The sequence below is a fragment of the Escherichia sp. WS1118 genome (assembly GCF_046487695.1).
In the GTDB taxonomy this organism is placed as follows: Bacteria; Pseudomonadota; Gammaproteobacteria; order Enterobacterales; family Enterobacteriaceae; genus Escherichia; species Escherichia coli.
Genome location: NZ_JBJQIZ010000010.1, coordinates 112,965 through 135,313, shown reverse-complemented (window position 1 = coordinate 135,313; position 22,349 = coordinate 112,965). Strand labels below are relative to the sequence as shown.

Annotated in this window: 22 protein-coding genes; 12 read left to right on the top strand and 10 right to left on the bottom strand. The window is 47.6% G+C overall.

The features are described from left to right. The first annotated feature begins 18 nt into the window (after positions 1-18). The 5 genes from gsiB (at position 19) to ACJHYO_RS17640 (ending at position 7,264) form a co-directional block, all read left to right on the top strand. Positions 19-1,557, top strand: coding sequence for a glutathione ABC transporter substrate-binding protein GsiB (gene gsiB / locus ACJHYO_RS17660; RefSeq protein ID WP_000090158.1), 1,539 nt, complete (start codon positions 19-21; stop codon positions 1,555-1,557). 17 nt (positions 1,558-1,574) lie between these two features. Continuing rightward, positions 1,575-2,495 carry a glutathione ABC transporter permease GsiC gene (gsiC, locus tag ACJHYO_RS17655; protein ID WP_000936043.1) on the top strand — a complete coding sequence of 307 codons (921 nt, stop codon included), beginning with the start codon at positions 1,575-1,577 and terminating at the stop codon, positions 2,493-2,495. A 2-nt stretch (positions 2,496-2,497) separates the two neighbouring features. Continuing rightward, positions 2,498-3,409 (top strand): glutathione ABC transporter permease GsiD, encoded by a 912-nt coding sequence (gsiD, locus tag ACJHYO_RS17650; protein ID WP_001236019.1) that lies wholly within the window; start codon positions 2,498-2,500, stop codon positions 3,407-3,409. 176 nt (positions 3,410-3,585) lie between these two features. Next, positions 3,586-5,928 carry an EAL domain-containing protein gene (locus ACJHYO_RS17645; protein WP_033811404.1) on the top strand — a complete coding sequence of 781 codons (2,343 nt, stop codon included), beginning with the start codon at positions 3,586-3,588 and terminating at the stop codon, positions 5,926-5,928. A gap of 7 nt (positions 5,929-5,935) precedes the next feature. Continuing rightward, on the top strand, positions 5,936-7,264 hold the full coding sequence (locus ACJHYO_RS17640) for a GGDEF domain-containing protein (RefSeq protein WP_000086884.1): 1,329 nt from the start codon (positions 5,936-5,938) through the stop codon (positions 7,262-7,264). A gap of 46 nt (positions 7,265-7,310) precedes the next feature. Here the strand turns inward: ACJHYO_RS17640 and rimO are convergent, their stop codons facing one another. Then, positions 7,311-8,636, bottom strand: a complete 1,326-nt coding sequence (gene rimO, locus ACJHYO_RS17635; RefSeq protein WP_000049378.1) for a 30S ribosomal protein S12 methylthiotransferase RimO — start codon at positions 8,634-8,636, stop codon at positions 7,311-7,313. Positions 8,637-8,848: 212 nt separating this feature from the next. On the opposite strand from rimO, the gene bssR reads away from it, so the two are divergent. Together bssR and yliI are read left to right on the top strand one after the other, a co-directional pair. Further along, the gene (gene bssR / locus ACJHYO_RS17630) at positions 8,849-9,232 is read left to right on the top strand and encodes a biofilm formation regulator BssR (RefSeq protein WP_000497137.1); all 384 of its coding nucleotides are present in this window, start codon (positions 8,849-8,851) and stop codon (positions 9,230-9,232) included. 110 nt (positions 9,233-9,342) lie between these two features. Next, positions 9,343-10,458, top strand: a complete 1,116-nt coding sequence (yliI, locus tag ACJHYO_RS17625; protein ID WP_021573719.1) for an aldose sugar dehydrogenase YliI — start codon at positions 9,343-9,345, stop codon at positions 10,456-10,458. Here the strand turns inward: yliI and gstB are convergent. Further along, on the bottom strand, positions 10,455-11,081 hold the full coding sequence (gstB, locus tag ACJHYO_RS17620; protein WP_001295292.1) for a glutathione S-transferase GstB: 627 nt from the start codon (positions 11,079-11,081) through the stop codon (positions 10,455-10,457). The genes yliI and gstB overlap by 4 nt on opposite strands. Before the next feature lie 246 nt (positions 11,082-11,327). Here gstB and dacC point away from each other — a divergent pair, with 246 nt between their 5' ends. Next, a complete protein-coding gene (dacC, locus tag ACJHYO_RS17615) occupies positions 11,328-12,530 on the top strand; it encodes a serine-type D-Ala-D-Ala carboxypeptidase (protein WP_000195961.1) in 1,203 nt (400 codons plus the stop codon). Positions 12,531-12,576: 46 nt separating this feature from the next. On the opposite strand, the gene deoR is transcribed toward dacC, so the two are convergent. Together deoR and ybjG are read right to left on the bottom strand one after the other, a co-directional pair. Further along, positions 12,577-13,335 carry a DNA-binding transcriptional repressor DeoR gene (gene deoR, locus ACJHYO_RS17610; protein ID WP_000450121.1) on the bottom strand — a complete coding sequence of 253 codons (759 nt, stop codon included), beginning with the start codon at positions 13,333-13,335 and terminating at the stop codon, positions 12,577-12,579. Positions 13,336-13,392: 57 nt separating this feature from the next. Next, the gene (gene ybjG / locus ACJHYO_RS17605; RefSeq protein ID WP_000892317.1) at positions 13,393-13,989 is read right to left on the bottom strand and encodes an undecaprenyl-diphosphate phosphatase; all 597 of its coding nucleotides are present in this window, start codon (positions 13,987-13,989) and stop codon (positions 13,393-13,395) included. A 284-nt stretch (positions 13,990-14,273) separates the two neighbouring features. Here ybjG and mdfA point away from each other — a divergent pair, with 284 nt between their 5' ends. Continuing rightward, on the top strand, positions 14,274-15,506 hold the full coding sequence (gene mdfA, locus ACJHYO_RS17600; RefSeq protein ID WP_001313690.1) for a multidrug efflux MFS transporter MdfA: 1,233 nt from the start codon (positions 14,274-14,276) through the stop codon (positions 15,504-15,506). 40 nt (positions 15,507-15,546) lie between these two features. Here mdfA and ybjH read toward each other — a convergent pair whose 3' ends face one another. The 3 genes from ybjH to ACJHYO_RS17585 form a co-directional block, all read right to left on the bottom strand. Further along, the gene (gene ybjH, locus ACJHYO_RS17595; RefSeq protein WP_000605488.1) at positions 15,547-15,831 is read right to left on the bottom strand and encodes a protein YbjH; all 285 of its coding nucleotides are present in this window, start codon (positions 15,829-15,831) and stop codon (positions 15,547-15,549) included. Between the two features lie 85 nt (positions 15,832-15,916). Continuing rightward, a complete protein-coding gene (gene ybjI / locus ACJHYO_RS17590) occupies positions 15,917-16,732 on the bottom strand; it encodes a 5-amino-6-(5-phospho-D-ribitylamino)uracil phosphatase (protein ID WP_001298572.1) in 816 nt (271 codons plus the stop codon). Further along, a complete protein-coding gene (locus ACJHYO_RS17585) occupies positions 16,732-17,940 on the bottom strand; it encodes an MFS transporter (RefSeq protein WP_410232527.1) in 1,209 nt (402 codons plus the stop codon). Before ACJHYO_RS17585 ends, ybjI begins: the two co-directional genes overlap by 1 nt. Positions 17,941-18,023: 83 nt before the next feature. On the opposite strand from ACJHYO_RS17585, the gene rcdA reads away from it, so the two are divergent. Together rcdA and ACJHYO_RS17575 are read left to right on the top strand one after the other, a co-directional pair. After that, positions 18,024-18,560 (top strand): DNA-binding transcriptional regulator RcdA, encoded by a 537-nt coding sequence (gene rcdA / locus ACJHYO_RS17580; protein WP_001304778.1) that lies wholly within the window; start codon positions 18,024-18,026, stop codon positions 18,558-18,560. Positions 18,561-19,049: 489 nt separating this feature from the next. Continuing rightward, positions 19,050-19,802, top strand: a complete 753-nt coding sequence (locus tag ACJHYO_RS17575) for a DUF2971 domain-containing protein (RefSeq protein WP_000852814.1) — start codon at positions 19,050-19,052, stop codon at positions 19,800-19,802. A 170-nt stretch (positions 19,803-19,972) separates the two neighbouring features. On the opposite strand, the gene ACJHYO_RS17570 is transcribed toward ACJHYO_RS17575, so the two are convergent. The 3 genes from ACJHYO_RS17570 to ACJHYO_RS17560 all read right to left on the bottom strand — a co-directional run bounded on the left by ACJHYO_RS17570 (position 19,973) and on the right by ACJHYO_RS17560 (position 21,987). Further along, positions 19,973-21,022, bottom strand: a complete 1,050-nt coding sequence (locus tag ACJHYO_RS17570; RefSeq protein ID WP_000290924.1) for a tyrosine-type recombinase/integrase — start codon at positions 21,020-21,022, stop codon at positions 19,973-19,975. Positions 21,023-21,210: 188 nt separating this feature from the next. Beyond that, the gene (locus tag ACJHYO_RS17565; protein WP_000900883.1) at positions 21,211-21,402 is read right to left on the bottom strand and encodes a hypothetical protein; all 192 of its coding nucleotides are present in this window, start codon (positions 21,400-21,402) and stop codon (positions 21,211-21,213) included. Between the two features lie 15 nt (positions 21,403-21,417). Beyond that, positions 21,418-21,987, bottom strand: a complete 570-nt coding sequence (locus tag ACJHYO_RS17560) for a phage repressor protein CI (RefSeq protein WP_001047320.1) — start codon at positions 21,985-21,987, stop codon at positions 21,418-21,420. 125 nt (positions 21,988-22,112) lie between these two features. Here ACJHYO_RS17560 and ACJHYO_RS17555 point away from each other — a divergent pair, with 125 nt between their 5' ends. Continuing rightward, the gene (locus ACJHYO_RS17555; RefSeq protein WP_001247707.1) at positions 22,113-22,334 is read left to right on the top strand and encodes a hypothetical protein; all 222 of its coding nucleotides are present in this window, start codon (positions 22,113-22,115) and stop codon (positions 22,332-22,334) included. The last annotated feature ends 15 nt before the right edge of the window (positions 22,335-22,349 follow it).

Genomic DNA, 22,349 nt, shown 5'->3' with positions numbered 1-22,349 from the left:
ATTCAGGCGGAGAATAAAATGGCAAGAGCTGTACACCGTAGTGGGTTAGTGGCGCTGGGCATTGCGACAGCGTTGATGGCATCTTGTGCATTCGCTGCCAAAGATGTGGTGGTGGCGGTAGGATCGAACTTCACCACGCTCGATCCATATGACGCGAATGACACGTTATCTCAGGCCGTAGCGAAATCGTTTTACCAGGGGCTGTTCGGTCTCGATAAAGAGATGAAACTGAAAAACGTGCTGGCGGAGAGTTACACCGTTTCCGATGACGGCCTTACTTACACCGTGAAATTGCGGGAAGGCATTAAATTCCAGGATGGCACCGATTTCAACGCAGCGGCGGTGAAAGCGAATCTGGACCGGGCCAGCGATCCGGCGAATCATCTTAAACGCTATAACCTGTATAAGAATATTGCCAAAACGGAAGCGATCGATCCGACAACGGTAAAGATTACCCTCAAACAGCCATTCTCAGCGTTTATTAATATTCTTGCCCATCCGGCGACCGCGATGATTTCACCGGCAGCGCTGGAAAAATATGGCAAGGAGATTGGTTTTCATCCGGTGGGAACCGGGCCGTATGAACTGGATACCTGGAATCAGACCGATTTTGTGAAGGTGAAAAAATTCGCGGGTTACTGGCAGCCAGGATTGCCCAAACTGGACAGCATAACCTGGCGTCCGGTGGCGGATAACAACACCCGCGCGGCAATGCTGCAAACCGGTGAAGCGCAGTTTGCTTTCCCCATTCCCTACGAGCAGGCCGCACTGCTGGAGAAAAACAAAAATATCGAGTTGATGGCCAGTCCGTCAATTATGCAGCGTTATATCAGTATGAACGTGACGCAAAAGCCGTTCGATAACCCGAAGGTCCGTGAGGCGCTGAATTACGCCATTAACCGCCCGGCGCTGGTGAAAGTGGCCTTCGCGGGCTATGCAACGCCAGCTACTGGTGTGGTACCGCCGAGTATCGCCTACGCGCAAAGTTATAAACCGTGGCCTTACGATCCAGTGAAAGCGCGCGAATTACTGAAAGAGGCGGGATATCCCAACGGTTTCAGTACCACGCTGTGGTCGTCACATAACCACAGCACTGCGCAGAAAGTGCTGCAATTTACCCAGCAGCAGTTAGCGCAGGTTGGGATTAAAGCCCAGGTGACTGCGATGGATGCCGGACAGCGGGCGGCAGAAGTTGAAGGTAAAGGGCAAAAAGAGAGCGGCGTGCGGATGTTCTACACTGGCTGGTCGGCTTCAACCGGCGAAGCCGACTGGGCTCTATCGCCGCTGTTTGCCTCGCAGAACTGGCCACCAACGCTGTTTAATACCGCGTTTTACAGCAATAAACAGGTGGATGACTTCCTGGCTCAGGCACTGAAAACTAATGATCCGGCGGAAAAGACCCGCTTGTATAAGGCGGCGCAGGATATCATCTGGCAAGAGTCGCCGTGGATCCCGCTGGTGGTAGAAAAACTGGTGTCGGCACACAGTAAAAACCTGACCGGTTTTTGGATCATGCCAGACACAGGCTTCAGCTTTGAAGATGCGGATTTGCAATAAGCAACGCAGGGAGTGGAATGCTTAATTACGTTATCAAACGCTTACTGGGGTTGATTCCGACGCTGTTTATCGTCTCGGTGCTGGTGTTTTTATTTGTCCATATGCTGCCCGGCGATCCGGCGCGATTGATTGCCGGGCCCGAAGCTGATGCGCAGGTTATAGAACTGGTGCGTCAGCAGCTGGGGTTGGATCAGCCGCTGTATCACCAGTTCTGGCACTATATCAGCAATGCTGTGCAGGGGGATTTTGGCCTGTCGATGGTGTCGCGTCGTCCGGTTGCCGATGAGATTGCCAGCCGCTTTATGCCAACGCTGTGGCTGACCATAACCAGTATGGTCTGGGCGGTGATATTTGGTATGGCGGCGGGAATTATCGCCGCCGTCTGGCGTAACCGTTGGCCGGATCGATTGAGTATGACTATTGCGGTGTCGGGGATCTCGTTTCCGGCATTTGCTCTGGGGATGCTTTTAATTCAGGTATTCTCCGTTGAACTGGGCTGGCTGCCTACCGTGGGAGCAGACAGTTGGCAGCACTACATTTTACCCTCCCTGACGCTCGGCGCGGCAGTGGCCGCCGTGATGGCGCGCTTTACCCGCGCGTCGTTTGTCGACGTTTTAAGCGAAGATTATATGCGTACCGCGAGGGCGAAAGGGGTGAGCGAAACCTGGGTTGTCCTCAAACACGGGCTACGCAACGCGATGATCCCGGTAGTGACCATGATGGGCTTACAGTTTGGCTTCTTGCTCGGTGGTTCCATCGTGGTGGAGAAAGTTTTCAACTGGCCCGGACTTGGACGCTTACTCGTTGACTCCGTAGAAATGCGCGATTACCCAGTGATTCAGGCGGAAATTCTGCTTTTCTCGCTGGAATTTATTCTTATCAACTTAGTGGTGGATGTGCTTTACGCCGCCATTAACCCGGCTATCAGGTACAAGTAAGGATGCGACTATTTAACTGGCGACGTCAGGCGGCGTTAAACGCCATGCCACTGGTCAAACCTGACCAGGTACGTACACCGTGGCATGAATTCTGGCGACGATTTCGCCGTCAGCATATGGCGATGACCGCCGCATTGTTCGTTATTTTATTGATTGTGGTGGCCATTTTTGCACGCTGGATCGCTCCCTATGACGCCGAAAATTATTTTGATTATGACAATCTGAATAACGGACCTTCTTTGCAGCACTGGTTTGGTGTCGATTCACTGGGGCGCGACATTTTCAGCCGTGTCCTGGTTGGTGCGCAAATATCGCTGGCGGCGGGCGTGTTTGCCGTGTTTATCGGTGCGGCGATCGGGACGTTGCTGGGCTTGCTGGCTGGATATTATGAAGGCTGGTGGGATCGGCTGATCATGCGCATTTGCGATGTGTTGTTTGCCTTCCCGGGTATTTTACTGGCGATCGCTGTTGTTGCGGTGTTGGGAAGCGGCATTGCTAACGTGATTATCGCAGTCGCCATTTTTTCCATCCCCGCGTTTGCCCGGCTGGTGCGCGGCAACACGCTGGTGTTGAAACAGCAAACCTTTATCGAGTCAGCACGCAGTATTGGTGCCAGCGATATGACCATTTTGTTGCGTCATATCTTGCCTGGGACCGTCTCTTCTATCGTGGTGTTTTTCACCATGCGCATTGGCACCTCGATTATCTCTGCCGCCAGCCTGTCATTTCTCGGCCTCGGTGCGCAGCCGCCGACACCAGAGTGGGGAGCAATGCTCAATGAGGCACGAGCGGATATGGTTATCGCGCCGCATGTCGCTGTTTTTCCGGCCCTGGCTATTTTTCTGACCGTACTGGCGTTCAATTTGTTGGGCGATGGTTTACGCGATGCGCTGGATCCGAAAATTAAAGGATAGTTACGTTTGAATATTGCTTGAAAGGGTAATCACCTCACAGGAAATTATTGCCCTAAGCAAGTGTTGTAACTTTCTGCTGATTTTGTAGAATCGGGTAATTTGGTTAAAAAGCCGCAGCAAGGGACTATTTTGCAGCGGCACAGCGTTCAGACAGTTATTTTGTTAAATGTATTAACATGCTGAGTTTATACGAAAAGATAAGGCTGATAATTTTATTTTTATTGGCAGCACTGTCATTTATTGGTCTTTTTTTCATCATTAACTATCAACTGGTATCGGAACGCGCGGTAAAACGTGCCGATAGCCGCTTTGAACTTATTCAGAAAAACGTTGGCTATTTCTTTAAAGATATTGAACGTTCGGCCCTGACATTAAAGGACTCACTGTATTTATTAAAAAATACAGAGGAGATTCAACGTGCCGTGATTCTGAAAATGGAAATGATGCCATTTTTAGACTCGGTGGGACTGGTACTTGATGATAATAAATATTATCTCTTTTCGCGGAGGGCGAATGATAAAATCGTTGTTTATCATCAGGAACAAGTAAATGGACCGCTTGTCGACGAGTCAGGGCGGGTTATTTTTGCCGATTTTAACCCATCGAAACGACCGTGGTCGATGGCTTCAGATGACTCTAACAACAGCTGGAATCCGGCATACAATTGCTTTGATCGTCCGGGTAAAAAATGTATCTCTTTTACGCTACACATCAACGGCAAAGATCATGATTTGTTAGCGGTAGATAAAATTCATGTCGATTTAAACTGGCGATATCTGAACGAGTATCTTGATCACATCAGCGCTAATGATGAAGTTCTATTTTTAAAGCAAGGTCATGAGATCATTGCTAAGAATCAACTCGCTCGTGAAAAATTGATTATTTATAATAGCGAAGGTAATTATAATATTATTGATTCTGTCGATACGGAATATATTGAAAAAACATCAGCGGTGCCAAACAACGCATTATTCGAAATCTATTTTTATTATCCTGGTGGTAATTTATTGAACGCATCAGATAAACTTTTTTATCTGCCGTTTGCTTTCATTATTATCGTATTGCTGGTGGTTTATTTAATGACCACTCGAGTGTTCCGTCGGCAATTTTCTGAAATGACAGATTTGGTCAATACGCTGGCGTTTTTGCCCGACTCTACGGATCAAATCGAGGCTCTGAAGATTCGTGAAGGCGATGCGAAAGAGATTATCAGCATCAAAAATTCGATCGCGGAAATGAAAGATGCTGAAATTGAACGGGCAAATAAATTGCTCTCGCTGATCTCTTACGATCAGGAAAGCGGTTTTATTAAAAATATGGCGATTATTGAGTCCAACAATAATCAGTATCTGGCTGTGGGGATCATCAAACTGTGTGGTCTGGAAGCTGTGGAAGCGGTGTTTGGTGTTGATGAACGCAATAAAATCGTCAGGAAATTGTGTCAGCGAATTGCCGAGAAATATGCGCAATGCTGCGATATCGTGACATTTAATGCCGATCTCTATTTACTCCTGTGCCGGGAAAATGTACAGACGTTTACCCGTAAGATAGCGACGGTAAACGATTTTGACAGCAGTTTTGGCTACCGCAATCTGCGCATCCATAAGTCTGCTATTTGTGAACCTTTGCAGGGGGAAAACGCCTGGAGTTACGCAGAAAAGCTGAAACTGGCGATTTCCAGTATCCGCAACCATATGTTCTCAGAGTTTATTTTCTGTGATGATGCGAAACTCAACGAAATAGAAGAGAATATCTGGATTGCGCGTAATATTCGCCATGCAATGGAAATTGGCGAACTATTCCTGGTCTATCAACCGATTGTTGATATTAACACCCGCACCATTTTGGGCGCGGAGGCGTTGTGCCGTTGGGTGTCTGCGGAGCGGGGGATTATTTCACCGCTGAAGTTCATTACCATTGCTGAAGATATCGGGTTTATCAATGAGCTGGGCTATCAAATTATTAAAACCGCGATGGGTGAATTCAGACATTTTAGTCAGCGTGCGTCGCTGAAGGATGATTTCTTACTGCATATTAATGTTTCGCCCTGGCAGTTAAACGAACCACACTTTCATGAGCGTTTTACTACCATCATGAAAGAAAATGGCCTGAAGGCGAACAGCCTTTGTGTTGAGATCACCGAAACCGTGATCGAGCGAATTAATGAACATTTCTATCTCAATATTGAACAACTGCGTAAACAAGGGGTACGGGTATCGATTGATGACTTTGGCACCGGTTTGTCAAACCTGAAACGTTTTTATGAAATTAATCCAGACAGTATAAAGGTGGATTCGCAATTTACCGGCGATATTTTCGGTACTGCAGGAAAAATTGTGCGCATTATTTTCGATCTGGCACGCTATAACCGGATCCCGGTGATTGCGGAAGGCGTAGAGAGCGAAGACGTTGCGCGTGAATTAATCAAATTAGGATGTGTTCAGGCTCAGGGGTATCTGTACCAGAAACCCATGCCATTCTCCGCCTGGGATAAAAGTGGAAAATTAGTAAAAGAGTAGTTTACGTATGTCCAGAATCAATAAATTCGTACTTACAGTCAGTCTGCTGATTTTTATCATGATTTCAGCAGTTGCCTGCGGGATCTACACTCAAATGGTAAAGGAACGGGTGTATGGCCTGAAACAGTCCGTTATTGATACTGCTTTTGCGGTGGCAAATATTGCTGAATATCGGCGTAGTGTGGCAATTGATCTCATCAACACGCTAAATCCTACGGAGGAACAGCTGTTGGTTGGCTTACGCACAGCTTACGCCGACTCGGTTTCACCCTCTTATTTGTACGATGTCGGTCCTTATCTGATTTCCAGTGACGAATGTATTCAGGTAAAGGAGTTCGAGAAAAATTATTGTGCAGATATTATGCAGGTTGTTAAGTATCGACATGTCAAAAATACAGGGTTTATCTCTTTTGATGGTAAAACCTTCGTCTATTACCTCTATCCGGTAACTCACAATCGTAGTCTGATATTTTTGCTTGGTCTGGAACGTTTTTCTTTACTGTCAAAATCGCTGGCGATGGATAGCGAGAACCTGATGTTCTCCCTGTTCAAGAACGGTAAATCGGTGACCGGTGATGAATATAACGCTAAAAACGCCATCTTCACCGTTTCGGAAGCAATGGAGCACTTCTCCTATTTGCCGACCGGGTTGTACGTATTTGCTTATAAAAAAGACGTTTATTTTCAGGTATGTACATTGATTATTTTCTTTGCCGCATTGGTGGCAGTGATATCGGGTGCCAGTTGCCTCTATCTGGTACGCAGAGTGATTAATCGTGGTATTGTGGAGAAAGAAGCCATTATTAATAACCATTTTGAACGCGTACTGGATGGCGGGCTTTTCTTTTCGGCTGCCGATGTCAAAAAACTCTACAGTATGTATAACTCGGCATTCCTGGACGATCTGACCAAAGCGATGGGCAGAAAATCCTTTGACGAAGATTTAAAAGCGCTGCCGGAAAAAGGCGGTTATTTGTGCCTGTTTGACGTCGATAAATTCAAAAACATTAACGACACCTTCGGTCATTTGCTGGGCGATGAAGTGTTGATGAAAGTGGTGAAAATCCTTAAATCACAGATCCCGGTAGATAAAGGTAAAGTTTACCGCTTCGGAGGTGACGAATTTGCGGTGATTTATACTGGCGGCACGCTGGAAGAGTTGCTATCGATTCTAAAAGAAATCGTTCATTTCCAGGTGGGAAGCATTAATTTAAGCACCAGTATCGGTGTAGCGCATTCAAATGAATGTACTACCGTTGAACGTTTGAAAATGCTGGCGGATGAGCGGCTGTATAAGAGTAAGAAAAACGGCAGGGCGCAGATTAGCTGGCAGTAATCATTATTCGCAGGCCGGACAAATGATTTTGCCCGGCCTGAATTAATTAAACCCGGCTACCCCACAAATCGTACTCATCGGCGTGCTCGACTTTCACTCGCAGGATATCACCCGGCTTAACGTTGGTTTCACCATTGAGATAAACCGCGCCGTCGATTTCCGGTGCATCTGCCATGCTGCGACCAATCGCGCCTTCTTCGTCCACTTCGTCGATAATCACCAGAATTTCACGGCCCACTTTCTCTTGCAGGCGCTCGGCGGAAATTTGCTGCTGCAACTGCATGAAACGGTTCCAGCGTTCTTCTTTCACTTCTTCCGGAACCTGGTCAGGCAGGGCATTGGCGTCTGCACCTTCAACCGGGCTGTATTTAAAGCAGCCAACGCGATCCAGACGTGCTTCTTTCAGGAAGTCGAGTAGCATCTGGAAATCTTCTTCCGTCTCGCCAGGGAAGCCAACAATAAAGGTTGAGCGTAGGGTCAGTTCCGGGCAGATTTTGCGCCACTGTTTGATGCGCGCCAGTTGGCGATCTACAGAACCCGGACGTTTCATCAGTTTGAGAATGCGCGGGCTGGCGTGCTGCAACGGAATGTCCAGATACGGCAGGATTTTGCCCTCTGCCATCAGTGGGATGACGTCGTCCACATGCGGATAAGGGTAAACGTAGTGCAGACGTGTCCAGATCCCCAGTTTCGATAACTGTTCGCACAGGCTGACCATGCTGGTTTTTACCGGCTCGCCGTTGTGGAAGCCAGTACGATGTTTAACATCGACGCCATACGCGGAAGTATCCTGCGAGATCACCAGAATTTCTTTAACGCCCGCATCAACCAGACGTTTCGCTTCACTTAACACTTCGCCAATCGGACGGCTCACCAGATCGCCGCGCATAGACGGAATAATGCAGAAGGTGCAGCGGTGATTACAGCCTTCAGAAATTTTCAGATAGGCATAATGACGCGGCGTCAGTTTCACACCTTGTTCTGGCACCAGGCTCAGGAATGGGTTGTGTTTCGGTTTTGGCACGTAGTGATGAACGTGCTCCAGAACCTGCTCATAGCTATGAGGCCCGGTGATTTCCAGCACTTTCGGGTGGACTTCGCGGATCTGATCTTCTTTTGCCCCCAGACAACCGGTCACAATTACCTTGCCGTTTTCATTCAACGCTTCACCAATGGCTTCCAGTGATTCTTGTACCGCGCTGTCAATAAAGCCGCAGGTGTTGACGATCACCATGTCCGCATCATCATAGCTCGGTACCACGTCATAACCTTCAGTGCGTAGTTCGGTGAGAATACGCTCTGAATCGACAAGGTTTTTCGGACAGCCAAGGGAAACAAAGCCGATTTTCGGCTGGGGAGTTACTTTGCTCATAGCTTAAAAAATATTCAGTTACAGGAAAGGTCAGGGCAGGGATTCTACAGAGTTCTGGATAAAATTTGTATCGCAATCTCATTCGCTGGCGGAGTTGAAGGAAATGTAAATTTTGTTAATTCGGCGTGAAGAATTGATCCTGGACAGCATTTTGCTCAAAAAACAGCCATACTATTTAGTTGCAACAAGGCTGGAAAGAGGAGGATCGAAGTATGTTCGTTGACAGACAGCGAATCGATCTGCTGAACAGGTTGATCGACGCACGCGTTGACCTCGCCGCATACGTGCAACTGAGGAAGGCAAAAGGATACATGTCCGTCAGCGAAAGCAATCATCTACGAGATAACTTTTTTAAACTGAATCGCGAACTGCACGACAAATCGCTGCGGTTGAATCTTCATCTGGATCAGGAAGAGTGGAGTGCTCTTCATCATGCTGAAGAAGCATTAGCGACAGCCGCAGTATGTTTGATGAGTGGGCACCATGATTGCCCGACTGTTATTACCGTCAACGCCGATAAGCTTGAAAATTGTCTGATGAGCTTAACGCTGAGTATCCAGAGCCTGCAGAAGCACGCCATGCTTGAGAAGGCCTGAAAACTAAGGGGGAGAAAGCGTCTCCCCCTTCATGTTTAAGTTTTTGTAAAAATGAATTTGTTATCTCCTCCACTGACTACGCTTTAAGCCAGAGTCAATCCGGAGGCGTTATGCATCGACAATCCTTTTTCCTTGTGCCCCTTATTTGTCTTTCTTCCGCTCTCTGGGCAGCTCCTGCAACGGTAAATGTCGAAGTACTGCAAGACAAACTCGACCATCCCTGGGCGCTGGCCTTTTTACCCGATAATCACGGTATGTTAATCACTCTGCGCGGCGGCGAGTTGCGTCACTGGCAAGCAGGAAAAGGATTATCTGCGCCGCTTTCCGGAGTGCCGGACGTTTGGGCGCACGGGCAGGGCGGCCTGCTGGACGTGGTTTTAGCGCCCGATTTTGCTCAGTCGCGCCGCATCTGGTTAAGTTATTCCGAAGTTGGCGATGATGGCAAAGCCGGAACTGCTGTGGGTTATGGCCGCTTAAGTGATGATCTCTCAAAAGTGACCGACTTCCGCACCGTCTTTCGTCAGATGCCAAAACTGTCTACCGGTAACCATTTTGGCGGGCGGATGGTATTCGACGGTAAAGGTTATCTTTTTATTGCTCTGGGCGAAAACAATCAGCGCCCGACGGCGCAGGATCTGGATAAATTACAGGGCAAACTGGTGCGTCTGACCGACCTGGGAGAAATCCCGGATGATAATCCTTTTATAAAGGAATCCGGTGTGCGCGCCGAGATCTGGTCTTATGGCATTCGTAATCCGCAAGGAATGGCGATGAATCCGTGGAGTAATGCACTATGGCTGAATGAACATGGCCCGCGCGGTGGTGATGAAATTAATATTCCGCAAAAAGGCAAAAACTACGGCTGGCCGCTGGCAACCTGGGGAATCAACTATTCGGGCTTTAAGATACCGGAAGCGAAAGGGGAGATCGTCGCCGGGACCGAGCAACCTGTTTTTTACTGGAAAGATTCGCCCGCCGTGAGCGGCATGGCCTTCTATAACAGCGACAAATTCCCCCAGTGGCAGCAAAAATTATTTATTGGCGCGCTGAAAGATAAAGATGTCATTGTGATGAGCGTCAACGGCGACAAAGTGACAGAAGATGACCGTATTTTAACGGACAGAGGGCAGCGAATTCGTGATGTTCGCACTGGACCCGACGGTTATTTATACGTTCTCACCGACGAGTCCAGTGGGGAATTACTTAAAGTTAGCCCACGCAATTAGCTAACGGGAATCATCACCACTTTGCGCACTGCGGGGCGTTCAGTGAGTTGCTGATACCAGCGTTGCAGATTTGGACGCGGTGTCCAGGTCAGGCCAACGTTAAACAAATTGTAGATGAACGGTGCGATAGCGATATCGCCCACACCAAACTCGTCGCCTGAGAACCATTTTACTTTTGCCAGTTCCGCATCGAGCAGGGCAAACAGGGCGTCGCACTCTTTGCAACTGGCATCAATGGCGGCCTGATCGCGCTCTTCCGGTGGTGTTCTGACTAATCCCATCAGGATCCCGCGATGAGCATTACTGAGCGTCTGGTTTGCCCAGTCCATCCATTTTTCTGCTTCCGCACGACGTGCCGGTGAGTCGATCCACAGGCGTTTTTGCCCGTACTGTGCCGCCAGATAGCGGACAATGGCGTTTGATTCCCAAAGAATGAGATCACTTTCGTCGTCACGCAACAATGGCACCAGCCCGTTAGGGTTCATCGCCAGAAAATCAGCATCGTGATTTATCCCAAACTCACGGCCCGCGAGAATTTGCTCATAAGGTAGTTCCAGTTCTTCGAGCGTCAGCAATACTTTTTTTACGTTGGTTGAATTATTCCGACCCCACAGCGTAATCATACTCACCCCTTTTCCGACAGGCAGCCACAGGCTGAACAGGACTCCGATGGTGAAGTAAAGTTAACTTTTAAGCAACAGCTGGCAAAAAAATGACACCAGAAGCAGCGAAGCAGCAGGATATTGCATAAACTTTAAAAACTTTACCAACTTACGGTTTCTTTAAGTTTGTGTGTGCGTTATTAATCACCGAACTTATCATACGGCGATATAACGTATTTTTTTTGAATGGATACTCGGGTGGCATTTATGACGCAATACTCCTCTCTCCTTCGTGGTCTTGCAGCGGGTTCTGCATTTTTATTCCTTTTTGCCCCAACGGCATTCGCGGCGGAACAAACCGTTGAAGCGCCGAGCGTGGATGCGCGTGCATGGATTTTAATGGATTACGCCAGCGGTAAAGTGCTGGCAGAAGGCAATGCGGATGAGAAACTGGATCCCGCGAGCCTGACTAAAATCATGACCAGCTATGTGGTTGGGCAGGCGCTTAAGGCCGATAAGATTAAACTCACCGATATGGTGACGGTCGGTAAAGATGCCTGGGCGACGGGAAATCCGGCACTGCGTGGTTCATCGGTAATGTTCCTCAAACCGGGCGATCAGGTTTCGGTGGCAGACTTGAACAAAGGTGTGATTATCCAGTCCGGTAATGACGCCTGTATTGCGCTGGCTGATTACGTTGCCGGGAGCCAGGAGTCATTTATTGGTTTGATGAATGGTTATGCCAAAAAACTGGGTCTGACCAACACTACCTTCCAGACGGTGCACGGCCTGGATGCGCCGGGGCAGTTCAGTACCGCGCGCGATATGGCATTGCTGGGTAAAGCATTGATCCACGATGTGCCGGAAGAGTACGCCATTCATAAAGAGAAAGAGTTCACCTTCAACAAAATTCGTCAGCCTAACCGTAATCGTCTGCTGTGGAGCAGCAATCTGAATGTTGATGGCATGAAGACAGGAACCACGGCAGGCGCGGGATATAATCTGGTTGCTTCGGCTACCCAGGGCGATATGCGTTTAATCTCCGTAGTGCTGGGGGCGAAAACTGACCGTATCCGTTTTAATGAGTCTGAGAAATTATTGACCTGGGGCTTCCGTTTCTTTGAAACCGTGACGCCAATTAAACCTGATGCCACATTTGTGACTCAGCGCGTCTGGTTTGGTGATAAGAGCGAAGTGAATCTCGGGGCAGGCGAAGCGGGCTCAGTGACCATACCGCGTGGGCAGCTGAAAAACCTGAAGGCGAGTTATACGTTAACGGAACCGCAGCTTACCGCACCGCTGAAAAAAGGTCAGGTTGTCGGCACCATTGATTTCCAGCTTAACGGTAAATCCATTGAGCAGCGTCCGCTGATCGTGATGGAAAATGTGGAAGAGGGCGGATTCTTTGGTCGGATGTGGGATTTCGTGATGATGAAATTCCATCAGTGGTTCGGCAGCTGGTTCTCTTAATCTTCTGATAACCGGATGGCGCGAAACGTCATCCGGTTATACGTCATTAATACATCAACTTAATACGCTGCGTCTGCGCGTACTTCACATACTCATCTTCCGGGCAACAATCGCTCACAACAATATCAAAGCGTTTCAGGTCACCCATGCGCGCCGGACGCACCTTGCCAAATTTACTGTGGTCGACAACCAGCACATGCTTTTGCGCCATCGACATGGCCCAGTGTTTTACCGGCAACTCTTCAAGATTAAAGCAGGTAGCGCCTTTACTGACATGCACGCCCGCAGCGGAATAAAAAGCGATATCCGGGCAAAAATTATTCAGCGTTTGCTGAAAATCGATGGGTTTGAAAATGGCGTTGCTGGCGTGAAATTCACCACCGCAAAGAAACGCGCGGCAATGGGGTTTCTCTTTCAGCGCCAGAAAAGTATTTAGCGAATAACAAACGGCGGTAAAAGGGATTTCATTATCAATTGCTTCAATAATCCACGGCGTGGTGGTGCCACAGTCAAAAAAGAGGGTCTGATCGGGTTCTACCAGCGTCGCAGCCAGTTTTGCCGCCCGGCGTTTTTCTTCCACCAGGCGGGATTTTTGATCGCTTAACAGGTAATGGCTGGCGCTGCGTGGTTCCAGAACAATATAGCCGCCGAGCAAAACGACGGGCGCACTGTGGTTGTTCAGATCGCGACGAATCGTCATCTCCGAAACCCCAAGCAGGGCGGCGGCGTCTTTAAGATGTAACTTATCACTGCGTTTTAATTCTTGCAGCAGCTGCCCGATACGCTCTTCGCGACGTGTTTCCATAATCCCTCTGAATAGTTATTGAAGCGAGCCGCTCAATACTACACTTTTTAGCAGAGATCAGTCACGCACCCAGCCTTTGCGGATCGGTAATGCAAAACAGAAGCGATACCACGATTGCAGACGTTGATAGAGTTTATGCCCCATCGCTTGCCAGATAATCTGGGCGCTAAGGCAGCCAATCATACCTGCCAGCAATCCACCGAGCATATCCAGCGGCCAGTGGACGCCAAGATAAACGCGCGACCAGGCAATGACGACGGCCAGCACCATTAAAAGTGAGCCGGACCACAGGCGATGCCAGCATAAAAATGCCAGTGCAAAGGTGAAAATCACCGTACCGTGATCGCTCGGGAATGAGTCATCCGCCGCATGATGCAGGAAGTTATAGCCGATATTTTCGACAAAGGGTCGGTCGTGCGGAAAAAGATGTCCCATCGTCCAGGACACAAACAGGCTGACCGCCAGCGCGATAGCGATTTTTATCACCAGTTGCCGTTGTGCTGTAAGCCCCCACAACCAAAGTACTGCGGCTAGCAACGGCACCACGGTAATCAAATCTTTAGCAATAAAAATCGCCAACGAGATCATCCACGGCGCAGAGTCTGGCGTTGCGTTAATAAGAGAGAATAGAGAGAGATTCAAATTTTCCAGCATAACTTCCCGACGCAAAGTGATTAAAAGGGAGCCAATACAGGCAAGTCGTTGAGAATAAAGTGCAGGTTAAACTGGGTAAAGCGGCATCGTCTTATTTCCCTCAAGCGGCCTGTTTACGGTACGTGATTGTAACGGGCAAAGGTTAAATAAAACTTAAAGAAAGCGTAGCTATACTCGCAATAATGTAAGAATGTGCTTAACCGTGGTTTCAGCTACAAAATTCGCTTTCTCGTTAGCTGCGCTTTTATTAAACTTTGCGCGATTATTATTGGCGAAGAAATTGCATGCAAAATAAATTAGCTTCCGGTGCCAGGCTTGGACGTCAGGCGTTACTTTTCCCTCTCTGTCTGGTGCTTTACGAATTTTCAACCTATATCGGCAACGATATGATTCAACCCGGTATGTTGGCCGTGGTGGAACAATATCAGGCGGGCATTGATTGGGTTCCTACTTCGATGACTGCGTATCTGGCGGGCGGGATGTTTTTACAATGGCTCCTGGGGCCGTTGTCGGATCGTATTGGCCGCTGTCCGGTGATGTTGGCGGGAGTGGTGTGGTTTATCGTCACCTGTCTGGCAATATTACTGGCGCAAAACATTGAACAATTCACCCTGTTGCGCTTCTTGCAGGGCATAAGCCTCTGTTTCATTGGCGCTGTGGGATACGCCGCAATTCAGGAATCCTTCGAAGAGGCCGTTTGTATCAAGATCACCGCGCTAATGGCGAACGTGGCGCTGATTGCTCCACTACTTGGTCCGCTGGTGGGCGCGGCGTGGATCCATGTGCTGCCCTGGGAGGGGATGTTTGTCTTGTTTGCCGCATTGGCAGCGATCTCCTTTTTCGGTCTGCAACGAGCTATGCCTGAAACCGCCACGCGTATAGGCGAGAAACTGTCGCTGAAAGAACTCGGTCGTGACTATAAGCTGGTGCTGAAGAACGGCCGCTTTGTGGCGGGGGCGCTGGCGCTGGGATTTGTTAGCCTGCCGTTGCTGGCGTGGATCGCCCAGTCGCCGATTATCATCATTACCGGTGAGCAGTTGAGCAGCTATGAATATGGCTTGCTGCAAGTGCCTATTTTCGGGGCGTTAATTGCGGGTAACTTGCTGTTAGCGCGTCTGACCTCGCGCCGCACCGTACGTTCGCTGATTATTATGGGCGGCTGGCCGATTATGATTGGTCTGTTGGTCGCTGCTGCGGCAACGGTTATCTCATCGCACGCGTATTTATGGATGACCGCCGGGTTAAGTATTTATGCTTTCGGTATTGGTCTGGCGAATGCGGGACTGGTGCGATTAACCCTGTTTGCCAGCGATATGAGTAAAGGTACGGTTTCTGCGGCGATGGGGATGCTGCAAATGCTGATCTTTACCGTCGGTATTGAAATCAGCAAACATGCCTGGCTGAACGGGGGCAACGGACTGTTTAATCTCTTCAACCTTGTCAACGGCATTTTGTGGCTGTCGCTGATGGTTATCTTTTTAAAAGATAAACAGATGGGAAATTCGCACGAAGGGTAAAAAAATGCCTGATTGCTTTGTGCGATCAGGCATTCTCGAATTAATGGTGATGGTCGTCAATCTGGTGTTCGATAACCATCCCTTCACCTACGCTGGCAAGATGGCGAACATAAGGATGCGGGCGGTAAGCCGGAGCTGGCGCAGGAGCCGCATAGACGGTTTGCGGCACAGTCGCGACGCTGACCGCTTGTGGAACGCTGACTGAATCAGGAACCACAACCACTTTGTATCCACTCGGCACATAGACGGTGACACTTTGTGCCATCGCCACACCAGTAAAGCCCATTAAAAGCGCGCCCAACAGTAGACAATTTTTCATAATCATTTCGCCTGAAATAATGCAGCGGGTTAATTTCCGCGAATTATGCAGCCTTCATTCAGGTATTGTGTTGCCGGGCGTGCTGCCTTTTTTATTGCTTAAATGGCGCTTCGTGTTTAAGCACTTTATCGATCACATCCAGTACGCCTTCACGGTTATTGGAGCCTGCCCGGTATTTTGCCGCTGCGACGACCGCGCTGCCGGCATTTTCCATTGCAAAACTAAAGCCTGCCTGACGCAGCATCTCAATATCGTTACCACCATCGCCAAAGACCACCACTTCGCTGTCGTCTATTCCCCATAATTTCTGCAGTTGGCGAAGGCCATTGGCTTTATGTACACCGGGGATAATCAGATCGATGCTGCCGTTGCCGGTATGGACCGGTACCATGATATCGCCGATGGCCTCATGTAATGCTTTTTGCACTTGTGGGATCAGTTCGTCAGAGAGATTAAGGCCAAATTTAAAGAAGATATCTTCTAAGTTGTCAAAGTTATCGACGTATTCCAGACGGTGATAATACATTTCCGCCACCGTTTTCATGGCATCGTCATATTTTTTGAGGGTATAGGCGCTATTTTTTCCGCAGGCAATAATTTCCACTTCCGGGCGCGTCAGCAAATGTTCCACGACAGTAGCAAACGCATCCTTCGACAGCTCGCCATTAAAAACATCTTTGCCTTCGCTCACTACCCAGCCGCCGTTTTCAGCCACAAAGGCTATTTCATTAGCAATTTCAGGGAAGAAAGAGATCAACTGATAATATTGATTCCCGCTGGCGACCACAAAGCGAATGCCTTGTGCTTTCATTTGCTGATACTGAGCCATAAACCGCTCACGGTTATAGGTTTTTTGATCGCTTAAGAAAGTACCATCCATGTCTACCGCAATTAATTTAATGCTCATCAACTATTCTCCATCGCCGTCTGCGTTTTGGTATCGGGTTTGGCGACGGCTTTCGCGACAATAGCCGCGAGAATAACCAGCGCCAGTACAACCAGCATTGCACTACGTAATCCATAATGTTCGCCGAGATAGCCCAGCAGCGGCGGCCCGACGAGGAAAGCCAGATAACCGGTCGTAGCTACCACGCTGACGCGGGTTGGTGCATCGGGGCCGGTATCGCTGGCGGCAGAAATGGTCAGCGGGAAGCCCAACGAGGCACCCAGTCCCCAAAGTACAACAGACACCCCAGCGACCCAGGCGCTATCGACAAAAATAATCAGCCCAATACCCAACGCCCCCATTAGTGCACTGGCCCGAACCACGGCAACGCGACTGTAATGGTCAATGAACCAACCGCCGATAAAGCGTCCAACGGTCATCCCCAGGGTAAAACCGGCATAAATCAGCGAGCCGGAAGTAGGGCTAAAACCGTGACCATCAACCATTAATAAGGGTAACCAGTCGTTGGCAGAACCTTCGGCAAAGGCCATCGCCAGCACCACAACACCAATCAGCAGCAACTGGATATCGCGATAAAAAGGTACGCCTTTTTCACCATGCTGGGTGCCATCGGCAGCATTTTTGCCCGTACCGTCAGGGATTGCCTGAATGGCGATATAAATAGGCGCGATGCCTACCAGCGCCGCCAATAAAATGTGCACCGTTGCCGGAACGCCAAAGGCCGTCAGTGCCATCCCGACACCAGCGCCTGCCAGCGTGCCCAGGCTATAAAAACCGTGCATCATCGGTAAAACCGTCTTATTCATTTCTCTCTCAACGGCGGCACCTTCAACGTTTATCGCCACTTCCGCAGAACCAAAACTAGCCCCAAAGACGCCGAGACCAACGGCAAAGAGCAAGGGCGATGTCAGCCAGAGTGCCAGACTTAGTATCATCATCCCAATCAATGCGAAGGACATCGTGACAAGGATGACATTACGCGTCCCAAAGCGTTTCACTAACCACGCTGAGCAGAGAATACCGCTCATCGAACCGATCGACAGACCAAAGAGAACACCGCCCATTTCAGCGATCGAGACAGAGAGAATATCGCGGATAGCAGGCGTACGGGTTGCCCAGGACGCCATTAACAGGCCTGGCAAAAAGAAGAACATAAACAGCGCCCAGGTTCGGCGTTTCAATGCATTACGTGAAGAATTTACGGTCATAGACCACGTCAAAATAAGAAGAGGGAAGACAACATTAGCAAGACTGTGTACATTTGTACACAATTGCAGAGAGAGGAAATGACATGCGTCGCGCTAACGATCCGCAACGGCGAGAAAAAATTATCCAGGCCACGCTGGAGGCGGTGAAACTTTACGGAATACATGCTGTTACACACCGCAAAATTGCTGCCCTTGCCGGGGTGCCGTTGGGATCGATGACCTACTATTTTTCAGGAATTGATGAGTTGTTGCTGGAGGCGTTCAGCCGTTTTACTGAGATCATGTCCCGGCAATATCAGGCATTTTTTAGCGATGTTAGTGATGCTCCAGGCGCATGCCAGGCTATCACCGATATGATCTACAGCTCACAGGTCGCAACGCCGGATAATATGGAGCTGATGTACCAGCTCTACGCGCTGGCTAGCCGAAAACCGCTCTTAAAAACGGTAATGCAAAACTGGATGCAGCGCAGTCAACAAACGCTCGAACAATGGTTTGAACCCGGAACCGCCCGCGCGCTTGATGCGTTTATTGAGGGGATGACGCTGCATTTTGTCACCGACCGTAAGCCGCTATCACGCGAGGAGATTTTGAGGATGGTTGAGAGGATTGCTGGGTAGTAGATAAATTTCAGGCAACAAAAAACCCATTTATGTAAACGGGTTAATGAAAACAATAAGTTAGATTAGAAACAATAAGTTAGATTGGTGGTCAGTGGTGGTTATTACGGGGTAATGCCAACCGCTGTCGCCACTTTGTCGCCACTGTGTTATCGTTCTGGCCTTACTTTGAAGGTAATGGGCCTTTCTCCTCTAACTTACTCTGTGTTCCGTATATCTTTAACTCCTTCAAAAGGACTATGCCATATTACTGTTGCTGGGTGCGGGGAGCTTTTTTAACCTACCTCCAAGAATCGGGGCACATGAACGCACATGTAGAACAACCGCTAAGTACCGCGAGTGGTCATCTTGCTATTTTTTTTGTAGCTCAAAAGGTCTAAAATGGCTCCTTAACTATTATGAGATTGCGCGTGATATATAATAGTAAATCAGAGAATTTTAAAGTCTTAGGTTACATTATATTAACTTTTTTTGAATGGAATGATATAAATGGCTGAATACGATAATCACCCATGTTTTCCTCAACCTAGTTCAGATGATATTTCCCTGTGGAAATATATGGATTTTACTAAATTCATGGCATTAGTCACGTATCAAAAAATTTTTCTATGTCGATCTGATCTCTTTGATGATCCTTATGAAGGAACATTCCCAAGAAAAATTATAGAATATGTACATAATATGAATGAAAGCGACATTGATGAAACTATCTCTGAGTACATCAAGCAGGTGTATAATTTCAACAAGTATGTAAGAAAACATACTTATATAAGTTGTTGGCATGCAAATGAGTTTGAGTCAGCAGCGATGTGGGATCTCTATAGTAAGAATGATGCTTCCGTTGCAATCGAAACCACTTATGCAGAAATAAAAAATCTATTACCGCCGGAAGCTATGATTGGCTTGGTTAAGTACATTGATTATGATAAGGATGTATTCCCGCTTGATAATACATTTTATCCTTTTACTCATAAAAGAAAATCATTCGAGCATGAGAGAGAAGTAAGGTTTTTAATTCAAAACTTACCTATCACTGCTGAGGGTACTAGCTTGGATTTTAATAATGCTGTAGCGCCAAATGTTATTCCGATTGATGTTGATGTTAGTTCATTTGTTAAAAAAGTCCATCTGTCTCCCCGCGCACCTGAATGGATGCTGAATTTGTTAAAAGACATTGTGACTAAGTATTCAATAAATGTTGAGGTTAGGCGTTCTAATTTATACATTTCCCCAATTTACTAAACGGTAACCATAATTAAGTGATTATAGTGCTGGAGGATATTCTCTTTTAAAGGGAATGTCATCCGGTCTGTAATATTTGCAAATTAACACAATATGGTTGGAAAAGGCCAAATAATTCTCGGGTAGTTGCATAGTGAAGTATTGAATCCCATAAACGGCCCACAATTTACTTAATCGGGGAGCATATCATTAGCTTCGGTATGCTGTGTGGGCATTGTAGATAATGGATTGTAGTGTAGCGCTGTATTAAGGTGATCCGGTGCAAGATGAGCGTAACGCATTGTCATTTTTATATCGTGATGTCCGAGGATTTTTTGCAAAGCAAGGATATTTCCACCCGACATCATGAAGTGCGCCGCAAACGTATGGCGCAGAACGTGTGTCAGTTGACCGCGAGGGAGCACGATAGACGTTTTTTCCATCACGGATAAAAATTGAAAATAGCAGTCTGTGAAGAAATTGAACCCATCAAGCGCCATGATCTCTTCGTAAAGCTCTTTACTGATAGGGATGCTTCTGTTTTTCTTCCCCTTCGTTCTTACAAAGGTAATTCGGTATTTGGTCACCTGTGATCGGGTAAGGTTTATTGCTTCTCGCCAGCGTGCGCCTGTGCTTAAGCATATCTTGACTACCAGTGCCAGAATTGGGTCCTGACGTTTGCAATCAGCCAGCAATTCAACAATCTGCTCATGGGTAAGCCATGCCATCTCTTTTTCTGCGATGGTGAATTTTCGCATGTTCTCCAGTGGGTTCGGATACGACCATTCGCCCAGGCGGGATAGTTCGCTAAAAACACTACTTAGATAGCTTTGCTCCAGGTTAATAGTGACCGGGCTTGCTCCTTTCTTCCATTTCTCGCTGAAGTAGATCTCTCCTGTCAGGCGTTTATCTCGATAGTGGGCAAACATTTTAGAGGTGAGATCGGTTGCAAGGGGATTGCCAAGAGCGTCAACCATCAACAGCAATTTGTCATAAACATGCTGCCCAGCAGTCAGAGATTTACCATGTAGTTTGAACCATAGCTCAACCACGTCTTTCAATGTCCGACGATCCACTGATTCGCCCAGCCAGGGCTTTGCTTCTATTTCCCCCATGGTGTATCGCTCGAAGGCCAGTGCTTCGCCTTTGGTGGCGAATTGTTTACGCACACGACGCCCATTACGTCCGGCGGGGTAACATTCGCAAAGCCATTTCCCTGTGGTGAGTTTTCGTACTGCCATAAAAAATGCCCTCCAGTAGAGAGCATTTTCACTGTATGTATAACCAGTGTCAATGTATGAAATCCTACGACCATACATCTCACTGAAGCCATAATTAAGTTGGCTATTCTTTTTGCTATGTGAGCATGTAACTTTTGCGGTTAACCTGCGGCTCATTTTTATTTTAGGCGCAGATATAAAAGCAAAAGTTATCGTGAGTTTTTAGTACAGATTTTTTTGGATTTACTAATAGTTCCATCATTGCAAACGAATTTGCCATCTGAGGTACAGTGAGAAACACCTCCCTTTTTCCCTGAACAGGGATAATTTCTAGCATAGGTAGTTAGTGGGTTTAATAACAAAGAACATGACAAAACCACAAAAAATACCTTACCAAGCATAGTTTCCTCCCGGTACTATTTAACATACTTGACTGTTAAACTTATAATTTTACCAATTATTTCAATGTCTTCTATCTTGCATTCGAAGGCTCTGTTTCCACCCTCGACGAAGATTCTTCCACCGGGTAAACGAGTAATGTCACGGATCGTTATTTCGCCATCAATACTTATTACCCATTTACCATCACGTATATCATCAAATTCCTTATCACAAATAAATTCAGAATTATTATCTGTGATTACAAAAAGATTCTTGAATGCCGACGGTAGAAATTCTCTATCGAAAATATAAAAACCGTCTTCACACAAAGCCCCATCAGATAATACATATTTAGCAACTTCCATAGTATTTGTATTACCTGAAGTTTGCTTTGAACCATGCCCGGTTGTGAGCCAATTAAGCGAAGTGCCTGTTTCAAGGGCGCACTGGATTACCCATTCTGCTGGGAATGAGTCACGCATGTAGCGTGTGGCGAGTGTACTTTTAGAGATTCCTAAATGATCGCACAACGCCTGTCGAGTCTTGAATCCATAAGCTTCTACCATGCGCTCTATAGCGCCTCGTCCGCCTTTCTCCAAATTCATGGTCACTCCAAGTGAACTTTTGTCTTGATGATTTCACTGTGCGATCGTATGTTTGTGGTGTTCACAAAATACAAACGATCCGTATTCGTCCTGATTAATCATCATTAAACGAGGAATGTTGCATCATGAGACCTAACATTTCAATCACTCTTACCACGCCTCATGTGACTATTGAACGCTATAGCGAGCTGACAGGGCTGTCCATCGATACTATCAATGACATGTTGGCTGATGGACGCCTTATCCGTCACCGTTTGCGCAAAGATAAAAAACGCGAAAAAGTGATGATCAACATAGCAGCCATGACCGTTGATGCGCTTTCAGAATGCAATCTAAACCTTAATTAGTTCGATTCTGAAATA

Bases quoted from the DNA above. Each gene is read 5' to 3' on its own strand.
- gsiB (WP_000090158.1), top strand. From the start codon at position 19: ATGGCAAGAGCTGTACACCGTAGTGGGTTAGTGGCGCTGGGCATTGCG.
- ACJHYO_RS17570 (WP_000290924.1), bottom strand. From the start codon at position 21,022: ATGGCAGTACGAAAACTCACCACAGGGAAATGGCTTTGCGAATGTTAC.
- ACJHYO_RS17645 (WP_033811404.1), top strand. From the start codon at position 3,586: ATGCTGAGTTTATACGAAAAGATAAGGCTGATAATTTTATTTTTATTG.
- ACJHYO_RS17640 (WP_000086884.1), top strand. From the start codon at position 5,936: ATGTCCAGAATCAATAAATTCGTACTTACAGTCAGTCTGCTGATTTTT.
- deoR (WP_000450121.1), bottom strand. From the start codon at position 13,335: ATGGAAACACGTCGCGAAGAGCGTATCGGGCAGCTGCTGCAAGAATTA.
- rcdA (WP_001304778.1), top strand. From the start codon at position 18,024: ATGCGTCGCGCTAACGATCCGCAACGGCGAGAAAAAATTATCCAGGCC.
- ACJHYO_RS17585 (WP_410232527.1), bottom strand. From the start codon at position 17,940: ATGACCGTAAATTCTTCACGTAATGCATTGAAACGCCGAACCTGGGCG.
- ybjH (WP_000605488.1), bottom strand. From the start codon at position 15,831: ATGATTATGAAAAATTGTCTACTGTTGGGCGCGCTTTTAATGGGCTTT.
- ACJHYO_RS17575 (WP_000852814.1), top strand. From the start codon at position 19,050: ATGGCTGAATACGATAATCACCCATGTTTTCCTCAACCTAGTTCAGAT.
- ybjI (WP_001298572.1), bottom strand. From the start codon at position 16,732: ATGAGCATTAAATTAATTGCGGTAGACATGGATGGTACTTTCTTAAGC.
- ACJHYO_RS17560 (WP_001047320.1), bottom strand. From the start codon at position 21,987: ATGAATTTGGAGAAAGGCGGACGAGGCGCTATAGAGCGCATGGTAGAA.
- rimO (WP_000049378.1), bottom strand. From the start codon at position 8,636: ATGAGCAAAGTAACTCCCCAGCCGAAAATCGGCTTTGTTTCCCTTGGC.
- ACJHYO_RS17565 (WP_000900883.1), bottom strand. From the start codon at position 21,402: ATGCTTGGTAAGGTATTTTTTGTGGTTTTGTCATGTTCTTTGTTATTA.
- gsiD (WP_001236019.1), top strand. From the start codon at position 2,498: ATGCGACTATTTAACTGGCGACGTCAGGCGGCGTTAAACGCCATGCCA.
- dacC (WP_000195961.1), top strand. From the start codon at position 11,328: ATGACGCAATACTCCTCTCTCCTTCGTGGTCTTGCAGCGGGTTCTGCA.
- ybjG (WP_000892317.1), bottom strand. From the start codon at position 13,989: ATGCTGGAAAATTTGAATCTCTCTCTATTCTCTCTTATTAACGCAACG.
- mdfA (WP_001313690.1), top strand. From the start codon at position 14,274: ATGCAAAATAAATTAGCTTCCGGTGCCAGGCTTGGACGTCAGGCGTTA.
- gstB (WP_001295292.1), bottom strand. From the start codon at position 11,081: ATGATTACGCTGTGGGGTCGGAATAATTCAACCAACGTAAAAAAAGTA.
- bssR (WP_000497137.1), top strand. From the start codon at position 8,849: ATGTTCGTTGACAGACAGCGAATCGATCTGCTGAACAGGTTGATCGAC.
- yliI (WP_021573719.1), top strand. From the start codon at position 9,343: ATGCATCGACAATCCTTTTTCCTTGTGCCCCTTATTTGTCTTTCTTCC.
- ACJHYO_RS17555 (WP_001247707.1), top strand. From the start codon at position 22,113: ATGAGACCTAACATTTCAATCACTCTTACCACGCCTCATGTGACTATT.
- gsiC (WP_000936043.1), top strand. From the start codon at position 1,575: ATGCTTAATTACGTTATCAAACGCTTACTGGGGTTGATTCCGACGCTG.